General features: G+C 68.1%; 17 protein-coding genes. 4 read left to right on the top strand and 13 right to left on the bottom strand.

Annotation, left to right across the window (positions count from 1 at the left end):
- Positions 1-83 precede the first annotated feature (83 nt).
- Together AB0C30_RS06970 and AB0C30_RS06965 are read left to right on the top strand one after the other, a co-directional pair.
- Positions 84-395, top strand: a complete 312-nt coding sequence (locus tag AB0C30_RS06970) for a hypothetical protein (RefSeq protein ID WP_357940468.1) — start codon at positions 84-86, stop codon at positions 393-395.
- Positions 396-615: 220 nt separating this feature from the next.
- A complete protein-coding gene (locus AB0C30_RS06965) occupies positions 616-1041 on the top strand; it encodes a DUF4440 domain-containing protein (RefSeq protein WP_357940466.1) in 426 nt (141 codons plus the stop codon).
- Between the two features lie 36 nt (positions 1042-1077).
- On the opposite strand, the gene AB0C30_RS06960 is transcribed toward AB0C30_RS06965, so the two are convergent.
- From AB0C30_RS06960 to AB0C30_RS06945, 4 genes are all read right to left on the bottom strand, one after another.
- Positions 1078-2166, bottom strand: a complete 1089-nt coding sequence (locus AB0C30_RS06960) for a hypothetical protein (protein ID WP_357940464.1) — start codon at positions 2164-2166, stop codon at positions 1078-1080.
- Positions 2163-2648 (bottom strand): SigE family RNA polymerase sigma factor, encoded by a 486-nt coding sequence (locus AB0C30_RS06955; RefSeq protein WP_357940462.1) that lies wholly within the window; start codon positions 2646-2648, stop codon positions 2163-2165. The genes AB0C30_RS06960 and AB0C30_RS06955 overlap by 4 nt, the downstream gene beginning before the upstream one ends.
- A gap of 63 nt (positions 2649-2711) precedes the next feature.
- A complete protein-coding gene (locus AB0C30_RS06950) occupies positions 2712-2996 on the bottom strand; it encodes a hypothetical protein (protein ID WP_357940460.1) in 285 nt (94 codons plus the stop codon).
- A gap of 50 nt (positions 2997-3046) precedes the next feature.
- Complete coding sequence (locus tag AB0C30_RS06945) at positions 3047-3220, bottom strand: hypothetical protein (protein WP_357940458.1); 174 nt, start codon at positions 3218-3220, stop codon at positions 3047-3049.
- A 140-nt stretch (positions 3221-3360) separates the two neighbouring features.
- Between AB0C30_RS06945 and AB0C30_RS06940 the strand changes: the two genes are divergently transcribed.
- Positions 3361-3627, top strand: coding sequence for a winged helix-turn-helix domain-containing protein (locus tag AB0C30_RS06940; RefSeq protein ID WP_357941471.1), 267 nt, complete (start codon positions 3361-3363; stop codon positions 3625-3627).
- Positions 3628-3798: 171 nt separating this feature from the next.
- Positions 3799-4203 (top strand): PASTA domain-containing protein, encoded by a 405-nt coding sequence (locus AB0C30_RS06935; protein ID WP_357940456.1) that lies wholly within the window; start codon positions 3799-3801, stop codon positions 4201-4203.
- A gap of 96 nt (positions 4204-4299) precedes the next feature.
- Here the strand turns inward: AB0C30_RS06935 and AB0C30_RS06930 are convergent, their stop codons facing one another.
- The 9 genes from AB0C30_RS06930 to AB0C30_RS06890 form a co-directional block, all read right to left on the bottom strand.
- Positions 4300-5313, bottom strand: a complete 1014-nt coding sequence (locus AB0C30_RS06930) for a M23 family metallopeptidase (protein ID WP_357940454.1) — start codon at positions 5311-5313, stop codon at positions 4300-4302.
- A gap of 182 nt (positions 5314-5495) precedes the next feature.
- Positions 5496-6083, bottom strand: a complete 588-nt coding sequence (locus AB0C30_RS06925) for a restriction endonuclease (protein ID WP_357940452.1) — start codon at positions 6081-6083, stop codon at positions 5496-5498.
- 152 nt (positions 6084-6235) lie between these two features.
- Entirely contained in the window at positions 6236-7837 is a 1602-nt protein-coding gene (locus tag AB0C30_RS06920; protein ID WP_357940450.1) for an FAD-dependent oxidoreductase, read from the bottom strand.
- A 21-nt stretch (positions 7838-7858) separates the two neighbouring features.
- A complete protein-coding gene (locus AB0C30_RS06915) occupies positions 7859-8884 on the bottom strand; it encodes a LacI family DNA-binding transcriptional regulator (protein WP_357940448.1) in 1026 nt (341 codons plus the stop codon).
- Positions 8885-8909: 25 nt separating this feature from the next.
- Positions 8910-10160, bottom strand: coding sequence for an enolase C-terminal domain-like protein (locus AB0C30_RS06910; RefSeq protein ID WP_357940446.1), 1251 nt, complete (start codon positions 10158-10160; stop codon positions 8910-8912).
- A 5-nt stretch (positions 10161-10165) separates the two neighbouring features.
- Entirely contained in the window at positions 10166-11011 is an 846-nt protein-coding gene (locus AB0C30_RS06905) for an NAD(P)-dependent oxidoreductase (protein WP_357940444.1), read from the bottom strand.
- The gene (locus tag AB0C30_RS06900) at positions 11008-11847 is read right to left on the bottom strand and encodes a carbohydrate ABC transporter permease (protein WP_357940442.1); all 840 of its coding nucleotides are present in this window, start codon (positions 11845-11847) and stop codon (positions 11008-11010) included. Before AB0C30_RS06900 ends, AB0C30_RS06905 begins: the two co-directional genes overlap by 4 nt.
- Before the next feature lie 5 nt (positions 11848-11852).
- Positions 11853-12719 carry a sugar ABC transporter permease gene (locus AB0C30_RS06895; RefSeq protein ID WP_357940440.1) on the bottom strand — a complete coding sequence of 289 codons (867 nt, stop codon included), beginning with the start codon at positions 12717-12719 and terminating at the stop codon, positions 11853-11855.
- Positions 12716-14095, bottom strand: coding sequence for an extracellular solute-binding protein (locus AB0C30_RS06890; protein WP_357940438.1), 1380 nt, complete (start codon positions 14093-14095; stop codon positions 12716-12718). The genes AB0C30_RS06895 and AB0C30_RS06890 overlap by 4 nt, the downstream gene beginning before the upstream one ends.
- Positions 14096-14130 lie beyond the last annotated feature (35 nt).

Here is a 14130-nt window from a genome sequence, read left to right as displayed (position 1 = left end):
CAGAACGCCCAATTGGGTGGAACTACTCCGCCCTCGCAACCAGTTCTTCAGGAAGGCCCCGGCGGATGACCTGGAATGCATGGATGGGCGTACTTCACTGGGCAGCGTTCGTCATGGCCTGCGCGGTCGGGGCGTTCGGTTTGCTGGCGCTGAACACTAAGCTGCTGCATGCACGATGGCAGCGTCACCGGGGTGGAATCAGAGCGGGCCAACTGATTGCCAAGGCCGCCTGCTTGCTAGCGGTGTTTCTGATGGCCATGGCTAGCATTGCCTTCTTCGACTTTCCTCGCTGGCTGGTGCTGGCTCTGATCCCGCTTCAACTGGTATGCCTCGGCGGCTATATATGGTTGTGGTTGGTGGCACAGAGGATTAGATCGGAGAATGCGCCTCAATGAGGCACACCCCATCATGCTGGCGGAAACGGCCTGCACATTGGCCGCCGCCTCCGCCTCGGTCACCCAGACCACCGTCGCCTCGTCCTCATGAACCACGGACAGACTCTAGAACCCCAAACCCATCCCGATCAGGTGATTTCGGGAAGTTTCCGCCGCACCGAGGCCAGGATCTCGCGAACCCCTGGTGACTAGCTGCTGATCCAGTGAAAGGGTCTCGTTCATGGACGAGCTTAGAGAATTGATCGAATCCTTCTTCAAGGCGGTCTCGTTCGACAAGGGTGGCCGGCCGTCCTACGCCGCGATCCACGATCTCTTCATCATGGACGGCAGGCTGATCAGGAGCGGTCCCGGCGACCCGGAAATCCTCACCGTCGCCCAATTCGCGACTTCTCGCGGCAAGCTGTTCGAGGCGGGCGAGCTCACGGCCTTCCGCGAAACCGAGTCGGCGGCGACAACGGAGACATTCGGCAACGTGGCTCATCGTTTCAGCACCTACCGGAAAGAGGGCGTCTTGAACGGGGCGCGGTTCACCGTAGAAGGCCTCATCTCAACTCAGTTCGTCCGGTTGGCGGGCGAGTGGAAGATGAGTTCCATGGCCTGGGACGATGAACGCCCCGGCCTGGTCATCCCCCAGCGATACAGATGACCAGGCAATACCGGCGACTGATCCGCAGCCGCCGGATCAACCCACCACGCCGGGCACGGCGGACTTACCTTCCGCGTGGAGCGGGAAGAGCTCACGGGCCTTCCCCGTCCGCACATTCACCGCGTAGGCCACCTCTGACGCACCGCTCGTGGACGACTGCTCGACGGCGATCAGCGTGATCTCGTCGGCCGTCAACCAACCGCCCAGCTTGTCCGGCAGCATGTTCTCCGGAAGGCCGGACACCGCCACCCGCTTCTGGGTGGCCCCGGTGAGGGCGTCGAAGATGACGATCGTTCCGTCTCTCCGCACCATGGGCGCCGTACGGCGCAGGACCTGCCCCACTCGAACGAGCGTGCGGCCATCGAGGTTCAAGGCGCTGAAAGCGTAGGTGAAGTCGGGGATGGTGACCGGCTTATGGCCACGCACCCAGACCTGGGTGGTGTTGTCGTACGGCTTGGCCAGCACCACCGGGCCGTCACCATCTGCCACGCTCACCGGCCACCAGCCCTTGTCCAGTTCCTCCACTGTCCCCTGCTCGACGTCCACGAGCATTTTCGGCTGACGCCGGCCACCCCAACCGGAGACGATGAAACGCAACCCGTTGGGTGACATCCGAAGGGCGTACTCGTCGGCGAAGTCCTCCTTCGGCTGCTTCAGCGGTGACTTCCAGATCCGGCCACTGGCCAGGTCGCGCACCACGATGCCGCGGCTCTGCACGCTGTAGTAGGCGATCCGGCGACCGTCAGCCGTGGCCGTCACCGGCCCCGGTCCGGCGGGTAGCTGGTAGATTTCGCCGCTTTGGGTGACGATGCGCCACCCGTCCTGCTTACACCCTTCTGCGCAGGACGGCCGATAAGCCTGCTGTACCGGCGCGACCCCCTTCTCGGGCAGCGGGAGCGCCTTGGTCTCCGGTGGTGTGAGTACGACCGGCGGCACCCGCCGTACCTCTTGCTGGAGCAGTATGACGGAGCCGCCGGCGATCCCGACGACCACCGCGGCTGCGGCGGCCAGCGACAGGCGGACCACACGGCTGCGGCGGCGCGCTCCCCTGATCGCCAGGTCGGCCAGGTCGACGTCGGGAACGTGGGCGGCCAGCTCGTGCAGATCATCACGGAGCGTGTTCATCTGTCCACCTCCTGCGGGGTGAGCGCGCGCAGCTTCGACAGCGCGTAATGCGTCTGACTCTTGACCGTGCCCAGCGAGACGCCCATGAGCTGGGCGGTCTCGTGTTCGGTGCGATCTTCGTAGTAACGCAGCACGATCACCGTCCGCTGTTTCGGGGTGAGCTGGGCGAGCGCCTGAAGCAAGGCGAGCCGCCGCACGGTCGCCTCGTCGTGCGACTGGCCGACCTCCGGCAACTCGCTTCCCGGCAGCTCGACCCGCTTGCGTCTGCGCCAGGAGATGTTCTGGTTGACCAGGGCCTTACGGGCGTACGCCTCGGGATTACCGCCCTTGGTGAGCTTGGGCCAGTGTGAGGCGACACGGGTGAGGACCGTCTGCAACAGATCCTCGGCGAGATGGGTGTCTCCAGTGAGCAGGTACGCCGTCCGCATCAGCGATTGCTGACGGGCACGCACGAACTCCTGGAACCCCTCAAAACGGTCCATGCTCTTAAGAACTCCGGGGAAGACTCCGAAGTTGGAATGCTCGCTTACATAGGGCCACCAGCACTACTGGGCGTGCCCCTGAAGGAGCCGTTCCCACAGCCGCTTCGCGTCGGCGACCCGAAGCCAAGGACTCTCACTGAGACGGATGCCCTCCGACGACCTCTCCGTACGGCGGATGTGGCCGAGTCCGCCCGCCACGCAGAACTCGTACACCGTGATCAAGCATTCGCACGTGTGGCTTCGGACCCTGACGAAGTTGCTTCTGGCCACCGAGTCGGACCAGTCGATCGCGGTGTACCCCTTTCGTAGGGGCTTCAGGTGCGGGCCATGGAATTCCTCCATGATCATGCTGATCTCCAAGGAGGATCGCGTCATCAAGTTCCGGACACGGGATGGACTTACTCAGGCGCTCCCGTACTGGCCGAGGCCTTCGAGCCATGCAGAGCTCCGGCGTCCTCTATGTCAGGAATCGAGACGATCAGAACACAACTCTCGCCCTCCTCCTCGCCCTGATCGCCACCGCGCATCCCGCCGAACGACACCTCCCCGAGATAACCGCCATACAGCTCCATCGCCTGAACTCCTTTCGCCTGCCTCCGTTGTGGCACAACCTTAGGCTCACCTATACCCACCTGTCTAGGACTAGCCTGGACGCGACCTGTACTGTTTGGTCTATGTATGTAAGTAGGTGACGGTCTAGGGTCCGCCTGTGATGTTGCCTGACACGCCCTGGACTTCCGACGACTGGAACCCCGAGTTCTACCGATACGAGCAGATAGCCGACTGGGTTGGAGAGCGCATCCAAGCCGGCGACTACCCGCCGCGTACTGTGCTGTCCGAGGTACAACTCCAGGGCTACTTCGCCGTCGGCCGTGACACCATCCGCAAAGCGTTCGCCATCCTTCGCGAACGTCAGCTGATCATCACCAAGCCCGGCAGGGGATCCGTCGTCGTACGCCGCGATGACAACGAATCCTGAGACAGCCAGCTTCTTGGAGTTCGAATAGACCACCACTTAGTTTTGTGGTCGAAAGCCCTTAGCGGCTAGGCGCCTTATGGCCTGCACGTAGCGGGCCGATTGCCGAAACCATCTCTCACGCTTGATCGTCTAACGGTGCGTTCCGTTTCTTCGCGATCTGAGGACACACCGATGCGGCAACTTCGCCCAGCACTCCCCGCCCTCTTCGTCATCATTTGCCTCACCGCGTGTGGGCCCATCAACTTGCCCGCACCGGGCAAGACGGTCGCCGGGTCAGATCAAGCACCCACCGCCACCGCAACCAAGGCCACCAAAGCGAAAAAACCCAGCCCGACCACAGAGGCGAAGGCGTCGAAGAAGAAGCTGCCGAATGTCGTCGGCATGAACCTCCAAGCAGGCCAAGACAGGTTGCAAGCAGCGGGCTTCTACATCCTCAACGACAAGGACGCCACCGGCCAGAACCGTTTCCAGGTGTACGACCGCAACTGGGTCGTCACCCGGCAATCCCCTGCCGGCGGCAGCCGGGTCAGCACCTCCACGCTGATAACCCTCTATGCGAAGAAGTACGGCGAATAACGCACCATAGTTGCATCAGCCCAGGCGCCAGAAAAAGCGCCGCCACCCATGAAAGGGCGGCGGCGCTCATGGCTCAAACGTCAGGTGCGGTGCACGTCAGGTGCAGTGTTCGAAGGGGCTGTTGTAGGTGGACGCACCGGCCTTGCCGCCCCACTTGACGCACTTGTCCGCCGCGCTGGCGACTACCGGGCCCGCGTAGTAGGTGAAATTGCCCGTGTCGGTGGCCCGCGTCTTGCCCTTCACCTCCAGGTAGGCGCTGGTGGCGGTGGCCTTGCCGAGGGAGGTCGACTTGATGGTGGCCACGCAGTTCTTGCCGTTGGCCGAGTTGAACAGCAGGTAGACCTTGCCGGCCGTGCCCAGGGCGGCCGAGTCGATCACCTTGTAGCCGCTGCCGCACACCGACTCGGCGGTGTTCGGGTTGCCGCCGCTGCCGCCTCCGCAGTTCTTGGAGGTGAGGGTCTGGTTCGGGTAGCCGAACGTGGCCCCGTTGAAGACGGCCTTCTGGATGTTCGACGGGTAGCTGCTGCCCTTGCGCACCTCGAAGTGCAGGTGCGGCGAGATGCCGTTGCCCGGCTTGCTGGTGTTGCCGACGGCGCCGATCTTCTGGCCCTGGGTGACCTTGGCGCCGGCGGCGACGGCGCGCGAGTTCAGGTGCGCGTAGAAGGTCGTGTAGCCACCGCCGTGGTCGATCTTGACCAGGTTCCCGTAGCCGTTGGTCGAGCCCTGGTGGGCCGAGATGACCACGGTGCCCGCCGCGGCGGCGACCACGGTGTCGCCGAGGTCGGCGTTCGCCGTGCTGCCCCGGTTGAAGTCGATCTCATACGACCGGTGCGCGCTGCTGCCGCTGGAGTTGCCGGTCCACTTCTGGCCGCAGGGGAAGGGGAGCTGGAAGCGCGGGGCGGCCAGGGTCGACACCTGCGGCCCCTCCACCTGGTTCGGCGGGTCGTTGTTGTCCGTCCCAGAGGTCGGCGTGGGGGTGGGGGTGGCAGTGGGCGTGGCGGACGGTGTCGGAGTGGCCTCGGCCCCCGTCGTGCTCGCTAACGCGCCCTGGCCGGACGCGAGACAGATGAACAGGGCGAACCCCGCCGTGAGCACAGCTTTGGGTCTCATACCAATCCTTTCAACGCGTGCCGGAGCCGCGCATGGGTCTATGGGGTCGTTCCAAGCGCTCTTGCTGGAGATCAAGAGTGCGGATGAGCCATACAGAGAACATCCAGAAGCCGCATAGAGCGCCATCCGCGCCGAGCACACGCCGGCCGGGAAGCGTAGTTCGACCTGCGACGTGCAGCACTTCAGCCCGCGGGCTCCTCTCCTTCGATCAGGACCCCCTTCGGCCGTGCGGGCAGGAGCGAGACCGTGCCCAGCAGCCAGTCCGCCAGCCGATCGCGTTCGACCAGGATCAGCGGCTCCCGGGCGCCGAGCGCCTCCAGCCGGGCCTGACGGGTCAGCTGCCCCGAGGTGACCAGGACACCGATGTGCCCGTCGAAGGTGTTGGCGAGCGCGCCCAGGAAGTTGCGGACGTCGGGCGCGCCGACGGTCTTGCTGTAGCGCTTGCACTGGATGGCGTACTTCCCGTGTCCGGGAGCGACGGCGGTGATGTCCACCCCACCGTCGCCGCTACGGCCGCGTTCGCGGACCTGCCGGAAGCCGTCGGCGATCATCCGCTGGGCGACCAGGTGCTCGAACTGCGATCCGGACATCCGGTCGATCTTCTCCAACTCGACGTTGGCCGCCAGGAACTGCCGTCTGCGTGCCTCGATGGCCTGGTAGCGCAGGAGCAGCCCGCCGCCGAGCACCGCCAGGACCAGGCAGACGATCGCCGCCGCCCAGACCGGATGGTCGCGGACGAACGAGACCACGACCGCCCCAGCGATGGCCACACCCGCGATCCCCAGGACCCATATGTCCTGTCTGCTCCGTGACTTTCTTCTACCCTGTCTGGATCCCCTCGCCATGGGTGCCCCTCCTCGATGGGTGGTGTCCCTGGCGAGTGTGAGCCACCGGTCCGACAAAAAACATCGTGCGGAGAGGATCAGTAGCCCGCCAGTGCCGGCCAGTGGCGCTCGACCCCGGTCCTGTCCAGCTCCCCGGTGAACTCCTCCAGCAAGGTCTCCTTCTCCCTGACCTCCTGCGGCTCCACCCCCCGGCGCAGGCAGTACGCGGCCAGCCGGCCCGCCGCCTCGCCCACGTTCCACTCCACCGGATGCAGGCGGAAACACCCGTTGGAGATGTGCGTGGTGCCGATGTTCTTGCCCGCAGGCAGCAGGTTGCGCATCCTGACCGGCAGCAACGCGCCGAGCGGGATCTCGAAGGGCACGCTGGCGATGTCGATGTAGTTGTCCCCGCCGGTCGACGGGTGCAGGTCGATGCGGTACGCGCCGACTCCGACGGAGTCATGGTGCCGCAGCGTGCCCCGGCCGCCGAGGATGGCCCTGGAGACGTGGTGCTCGGTGACGGTGGTGACCGCGCGGATCCGCCTCGATTCCCTGACATAGGCGGACTTCGCCAGCCCGTCGGCGGTGCCGACCACGTCGTGGCGGAGCCGGAGCCCGGGAAAACCGGTGCCGCCGTCAGGGCGGGGCGCTTCGGTCTGGAGCCAGTACAGCACCGACAACGACAGCTGCTTGGCCTCCTTGTGCGCCAGCGCCGCCGTGCCGGCGTCCACCTCGATGATCGGGCGCAGCCAGTAGTCGTTCAGCGGCCAGTTGACCAACGTGATGTCGGAAGCGGCGAAGCCGGGCTCGAACAGGTCCCGGGCGAGGATCCTGCGGAACATCCACAGGTCCTTGTCCCCTGATTGGGCGCTCTGGTCGGCCAGCACCGCGCGGGGGTCACCGGTCGGGTTGGGGTCGAACCAGCGGGCCTCGGGCTCCAGGGTGCGGGGGTCCGGCGCGCTGAAGCCGAGCAGTGGGCCAGGCCAGAAGTCGGGCCGGTAATCGCGCCAGAATCCGTAGTCCGCGGGCCGGTCGATGACGTGGTTCTCGCCCTCGTGGTGAGAGACGGCGAAGCAGTAGGTGATGCCCTGCATGTTCAGCGGCTGGTATTCGTCCGGCGCGTGCGGCTCGTCGTGCTCGCCGCGGGCCTCCGCGCCCGTGACGTACTCCGTTTTCGCCAGCGGCAGCAACTCACCGGTCTCCGTCGCGTCGAGGACGTAGGCGGCGGCGATGGTGCGCGAGTCGCCGGAGCGGAGGTCCAGCAGCGTGACCGCGCTGACGCGGTCACGGTCCACCTCGACCTCGACGGGGCGGTGTTCGAGGAGGACGCGCAGGCGCCCGGCGGCCACGTGGGGAGCCAGCATGGCCTGCAGAACCGCCAGGGAGACGCGTGGTTCGTGGCACAGCTTGCTGACATATCCGGCACCAGGGTTCAGCTCGCGCCAGCGCTGCGCACCGCCGGTCATGGGATACCAGCGGCGGTAGTAGTCGCGGATGGAGCCGCGCACCTCACGATAGGTGGCGGTGGCGCCGTAGCTCTCGATCCACGGGTGCTCGTCAGGAGGTACGGCCTGCGCGGTGAGCTGGCCGCCGATCCAGTCCGTCTCCTCGGTGAGGACGACGTCGTGGCCCGCGCGGCAGGCGGCCAGGGCCGCGGCGACGCCGCCGAGCCCACCGCCGACGATGAGGATGTCGGTCATGGGTGCTGCCTTTCGAGAGGGCTAATGGGGAGGTGCCGCGGTCTCGCCCGGCTCCAGCTCGCAGGTCATGAGCTGGTGCCTGGGGACCGTACGGTCTCCCGCGATGAGTTTCGTGAGCAGCCGGACGGCCGCGGCCCCCATCTCGCGACGGGGTACGGCGAAGCCGGTCAGACCCTCCGGGCGGTCGGCGGGGTCGCCGAGCGTGGCCAGGGAGAGGTCGTCGGGGAAGCGAAGCCCCGCGCCCTCGGCGGCCGCCAGGAGGGCGCGGTGGGCGGCGTCGGTGTCGGTGGCCTCGGTGACCAGCGCGGTGACGCCCTGATCGCGCCAGGCGCGCAGCCGGTCGGGGGTCAGGTCGGCGCCGTCGGTGCGCACCACCTCGGCGGCCAGCCCGCATTCGTCCATGCCGCGTCGGAAGCCCGCCTCCCTGTCAACAGAGGTGATCGCCTCGTCGGCTTCGCGTACGTACAGGATGCGCCCATGCCCCAGCCCGGCCAGGTGCCGCACCACGGCGGCGCCGGCGGAGACGTAGTCGGCGCCGACGTAGGGCAGGCGGTCGCCGAACTCGTCGTGCCGCCCTATATAGACGACGGGCAGATCGGTGGCCAGCAGACGGTCCATCTCCGGCACCGGCAGGTGCCTGCCCAGGAACAGGCAGCCGTCTGCCAGGCGTACCCGGTTGAGCACCTGAGCGTGCGGGCGCTCCCCCGTGACGCTGGAGGCGATGAACATCAGCAGGTCGTAGCCCTGCGCCGCCGACTCCTCCTCGATGCCCACCAGGAACGGGTAGTAGGCGTGCGACATCTCCGTGGGGAAGGTCGAGGTGAAGGTGTAGAGGCCGAGCAGGTTGTTCTGACCGGCCGCCAGGCGGGTGGCGATCGGGTCGGGCACGTAGCCGAGCTGCTCGGCGGCCGCCATGACCTTGCGCTGGGTCTCCTCGGCGATGCCCATGGCGGCGGCGCCGCCGCCGAGGATCAGCGACACGGTCGGCTGTGAGACGCCGGCCAGGCGAGCGATGTCCGCCTGACGAGGACGACCGCTGGGTCTCATGGCATATCCCCCAAGAAGTAGTAGATCACGGAGCTTCGAGCCCGCCGTCCGGCCTGCGCACCCGCGCGGCCCACCGCTCGTGCAGGTGTGTCTCCGGCGGGTACCGCCTGGCGGCGCTCTCATCGAGGTCGATGCCCCAGCCGGGCCGGTCGGAGGGGGTGATGTAGCCGTTCACCGTACGCAACGTGCCCGGGAACACCTCGTGCACGGTCTCCGGGTAGACGTGCGCCTCCTGGATCCCGAACGCGGGGCTGGTGACGTCGAGCGTGACGTTGGCCGCCGCGCCCACCGGCGACACGTCCGGCGGCCCGTGCCAGGCCGTCCGCACGCCGGTCAGCTCGCACAGCGCGGCGAGCTTGCGCACGGGCGTCAGCCCGCCGACGGCCGAGACGTGCAGGCGCAGGTAGTCGACGCCACCGGAGGTGATGAGCCGCGCCGCGTCGGTCACCGAGGAGACCAGCTCGCCGGAGGCGATCGGCATCGGCGCCGCGGCCCGCACCTCGGGCAGCCGGTCGAAGTGCTCGGGCGCGAGCGGGTCCTCCAGGAAGAACAGCCGGTACGGCTCCAGCGACCGCGCGAGCACCACGGCCTCCTTCGGCGTGAGCCGGTTGTGCGCGTCGTGCAGCAGGCCGAGTTCGTCACCGAGGACCTCGCGGGCGCGCTCGAACAACTTCGGCGTGCTCCGCAGGTAGTGGCCGACGTCCCAGCCGTCGGGGTGGGGGCTGTCCGGGTATCCGCCGGGCGTGCCGACGCCGCCGTACGTGCCGAGCCCCGGCCCGCCCGCCTGCAGGCGTACGTAGCGGTAGCCCTGCTCGGCGAGCGCGGCGGCCCGCTCGATCGACTCCTCGACCTCGCCACCGCGGGCCCCGGTGTAGACGGCGGCGGCCGCTCTGACCCGCCCGCCCAGCAGCTCGTACACCGGCACGCCGAAACGTTTGCCGGCGATGTCCCACAATGCCTGGTCGATGCCGGACAGCGCGTTGTTGTGCACCGGCCCGCCTCGCCAGTACGAGGAGTAGTGCAGCATCCGGCCGATGTCCTCGATGTCGGCGGGATGCCGGCCGATGACCATGGGCCCGATGTGGTGCTCGATCGCGGCGACCACGGCGTGGAAGCGCTGGGTGAAGGTGGCGCAGCCCAGGCCGTACAGGCCGGGTTCTGAGGTGTCGATCCGCACGACGACGAGCGGGACGCCGCCCGGCGCGGTGACGATCGTGCGTACACCGGTGATGCGCAGCCCGTCCCTGGCCTGCCACGGCGCCTGCGTCTCCGGCATGATCATTATTGTCGCTCCTCTGGAAACGGATGCACAGCGGTGAACCCGAGCAGCCGCCTGGCCGGTTCGAGATCGATGGCCACCGCCCTGCCGGGCAACGCCGTACGGCACGGCACGCCGGGGTGGTGCGCCGCGAGCAGTTCCTCGGTGGGCGTCGTCATGAGCGTGTCGGACGCGGCGACGAAGATGACCGGCGCGCCGGACAGCGGGGCCGTCAGCCCGAGCAGGCAGGCCCGCGCGGCGTCGCGCAGGTCGAGGTAGCTCCACATCTCCGTGGCCCCGGCCGCGGGATCGCCGGCCAGCCGCTCCGCGCGCGCGGCGAGCCTGTTCTGGTCGCCGAGGAAGGGGAAGCGCAGCGCGGCGACGGTCATGCCGTGCCGCCGGTGCATCATCGCCGCCGTGGCCTCGTCCACCTGCTTGGACAATGCGTACGGGTCCTCGATCAGCAACGGCACGTGCTCGTCCAGCGGCAGATACGGCGGGCTGGGGCGCGACCTGGCGAAGGGCAGGCCGGTGATCGACAGGCTGCTGGCGATCACCGTCCGCCGTACCCCCTGCTCTCCCGCCTCGTTCAGCACCACGAACGTCGCCTGCGTGTTGGCCGCGAACACCACCTCGGGCGCCGCCACCTCGGGCGAGGCCAGCGCCGCCGTGTGCACGACGGCGTCGGCCCCGTTGAGGGCCGCGCGGACGGCGGCCGGGTCGCGGGCGTCGCCCACGACGACCCGCTCCGCCGCCGGCGGGCCGGGATCCCGCTCGACGAGCGCGGTCACGGCGATGTCGCGTGAGGCGAGTTCTGCCAGTACGGCGGAGCCGAGGCGGCCGGCCGCGCCGGTGACCAGGACTCTCATCCCTTCAGCCCCGTGAAGGCGATGCCCCGGATGATCTGCCGCTGGAACAGCAGGAACACCAGGACCGGCGGGATGATCGCGATCAGCATCCCGGCGATGAGCAGGGCCTGGTCCGAGGTGTCGGCCAGCCGGGGCAGGGCCACCGCCAGGGGCTGGCTCTCGGTGTCGGTGATGGCGATCATGGGCCAGAGAAAGTCCTTCCACGCGTTCATGACAGCCAGCAGTGATACCACGGCCAAGATCGGCCGCGACATGGGCAGGACCACCCGGGTGAAGATCCGCCATGGCCCGGCGCCGTCGAGGCGCGCCGCCTCGAACAGCTCCTTGGGTATGCCGTCGAAGAACTGCTTGACCAGCAGGACGTTGAAGGCGTGCGCACCGGCGGGCAGCCACACCGCCAGCGGGGTGTTGGCGATGGACAGGTCCAGGACGGTCAGGTACAGCGAGACCATCGAGACCGTGCCGGGCAGGAACAGTGTCGCGAGGACCGCGCCGTAGATGTACTTGCCGTAGGAGGGTCGTAGGACCGACAGCGCGTAGGCGCCGGTCGTCGCGACGAACAGCTGGGTGAACCAGGAACCGGCGACGAGGACGACGGTGTTCGTCAGGTAGTGGCCGACCTCCAGGGTCGTCCACGCCTCCGTCAGGTTCGACCATCGAACGTCCGCCGGCCACAGGGCCAGCGGGCTGCGCAGCGACTCCTGGGTGGAGGAGATCGCGCCCTTGAAGATCCAGTAGATCGGCCCGGCGCCCTCCAGGAGCAGGGCCACGATGAGCAGCACCTGGGTGGTGCCCAGTCCGAGGCGCATCCCGCGCCGTTCGGTCTCGGAGATCACTCCCCTCACTTCGTCCCCCAAGTTCTGGTGAGCCGCAGGTACACGGCCGACAGCGCCGCCAGCACCACGGCCAGGCTCACGCTCAACGCCGCGGCCGTGCCGTAGTCGCCGTTGACGAACGCGTACCTGTAGATCAGCAGCAGCACCGTGACCGTCGAGTCCTCCGGCCCGCCGTCGGTCAGCACGAACGGCTCGGTGAACACCTGGAAGGTGTTGATCACCTGGAGCAGCAGCATGATCAACAGGATGGGCCGCAGCTGCGGCAGTGTCACGTGCCACAGCCTGCGCGAGATGGACGCGCCGTCCAGCTCGGCCGCCTCGTACAGCTCGGTGGGCACGCTGGACAGCGCGGCCAGGTAGATGAGCACGGCGCCGCCGGCACCCGCCCAGGTCGCCTCCAGCACCAGGCTCGGCATCGCCATGCCCGTGGACTGCAACCAGGGGTACGGTCCCAGCCCGACCAATCCGAGCAGCTGGTTGAACAGGCCGGAGTCCGGGTCGTAGAACCACTTCCACATCAGCACGGCCACCACCGGCGGCACCACCACCGGCAGGTAGACCAGCACCCGCATCAGCCCGGAGCCGCGCCGCAGCTCCGACATCAGCACCGCCAGGAAGATCGGCAGCGGGAAGCCGATCACCAGGGCCAGGCCGGTGAACAGCAGCGTGTTGCGCACCGCCAGGCCCAGCAGGGGGTCGGCGAGCAGGGTGCGGAAGTTGTCGAGGCCCGCGAACGTCGCCGCCTCGACCAGGTTGGTCCGCTGGAAGCCGAGCACCACGCTGCGGATGATCGGCCACCACGAGAACAGGCCGAAGACCAGCACCGTCGGGATGAGGAACAGCGCGGCCGCGACGCCTTTGCCCCGGGTCACTGTGCTTTCTCAAGCAGCGGGGCGACTCGGGCCGCCGCCTTGGTCAGCTCGTCGCGCGGGTCGGCGTCCTTGCGGGTGAGCACGGCCTGTACGGCGGTGTCGAGCGCGCCGTACAGGTCCTGGGCGGCGACCGGGGGCTCGACGACGTACTCCAGCTTGTCGGTGTCCTTCACGTAGGGCGCGAAGTTCGCCACCGGGATGTTGGCGTGCTTGGCGATCGCGGTGTTCACCGGGCCAGCCACCGAGGTGCCGTAGAACGGCAGCGTGGGAAGGCCGACGGCCAGTTTGTCCGCCGCGTTGGCCACGGCCAGCTGCTCGGCGGCGGCCGGGTCATAGTTGGGCTTGAGGTAGTAGAAGTCGATCCACTTCACCGCGGCGGCCCGCTGCGCGGCCGTGGCCTTGGCGTTGACAGCCGCCACCAGCCCGCCCAGCAGCGTCGCCTTGCCCGCGCCCTGCTGCGGCAGCGCCGCGATGCCGAAGTCGTCCGGCTTGCCGGAGTAGAGGGTGATGTAGCGGTTGTAGCTGTTCACGGTGCCGATCAGCATGCCGATCTTGCCGGCCGCGAAGTCGCGCTCCGCGTCCTGCTGGGTACGCAGCTGGTTGGCGCCCATGGAGTCGTCCTGCCAGCGCATCGCGGACAGGTGCCGCAGCGCCTGCTCCGCCGGGCCGTCCAGGAGCGCGGACACGTACTTGTCGCCCTCTTGCTTGACGCCCTCCTGCTTCTCCATCCGCCCGCCGAAGGAGTAGGTCATCGCGGTCAGGATCCAGCCGCCGGTGTTCTTGACCGTCATCTGGGTGTAGCCGGCCACGCCCGTGCCGGCGATCTTCTTGGCGGCCGCCCTGACCTCGTCCCACGTGGCCGGCGGCTGGTCGGGGTCGAGCCCTGCCTTGGTGAACAGGGCGCGGTTGTAGACCAGGCCCAGCGCGTACTCGGTGACGGGCAGGCCGTAGACCTTGCCGTCCGCGCCGGTCGCGGGGGCCAGCGCGCGGGGGTCGAAGTCTCCGGCGTGCGGCAGGCTCTTGATCTCGGCGCTGAGGTCGGCGACCTGGCGCCGGGCGATGAGCCCCGGCGGCTCGGTGAGCGGCACGGTCAGCACCGTCTCCGCGTTTCCGCCGGCCAGCCTGGTCGCGAACGTCCTGGCGTCCCACTGCGTGTCGGTCGGTTTGATCTTGATGGCGGGGTTGGCCTTCTCGAACGCGGCGACCGCGTCGAGGAACTGCTTGCGGGTCTTGGCGGCGGTGGTGGGAGGCATGCCCGCCACGGTGATGGTGGTCGTGCCCGAGTCCTCACCCGACGAGCCGGACGCGCAGCCCGCCGTCGCGGCGGCGAGCACGAGCGCCCCCGCCATCCACTTCCTGGAGGCTGATACATCCATGGCCACTCCTCTACCTAATGCGGATTAGGTGGCAT

The organism is Nonomuraea sp. NPDC048901, assembly GCF_040649695.1.
Lineage (GTDB): Bacteria > Actinomycetota > Actinomycetes > Streptosporangiales > Streptosporangiaceae > Nonomuraea.
This window is presented reverse-complemented; position numbering and strand designations above follow the sequence as displayed.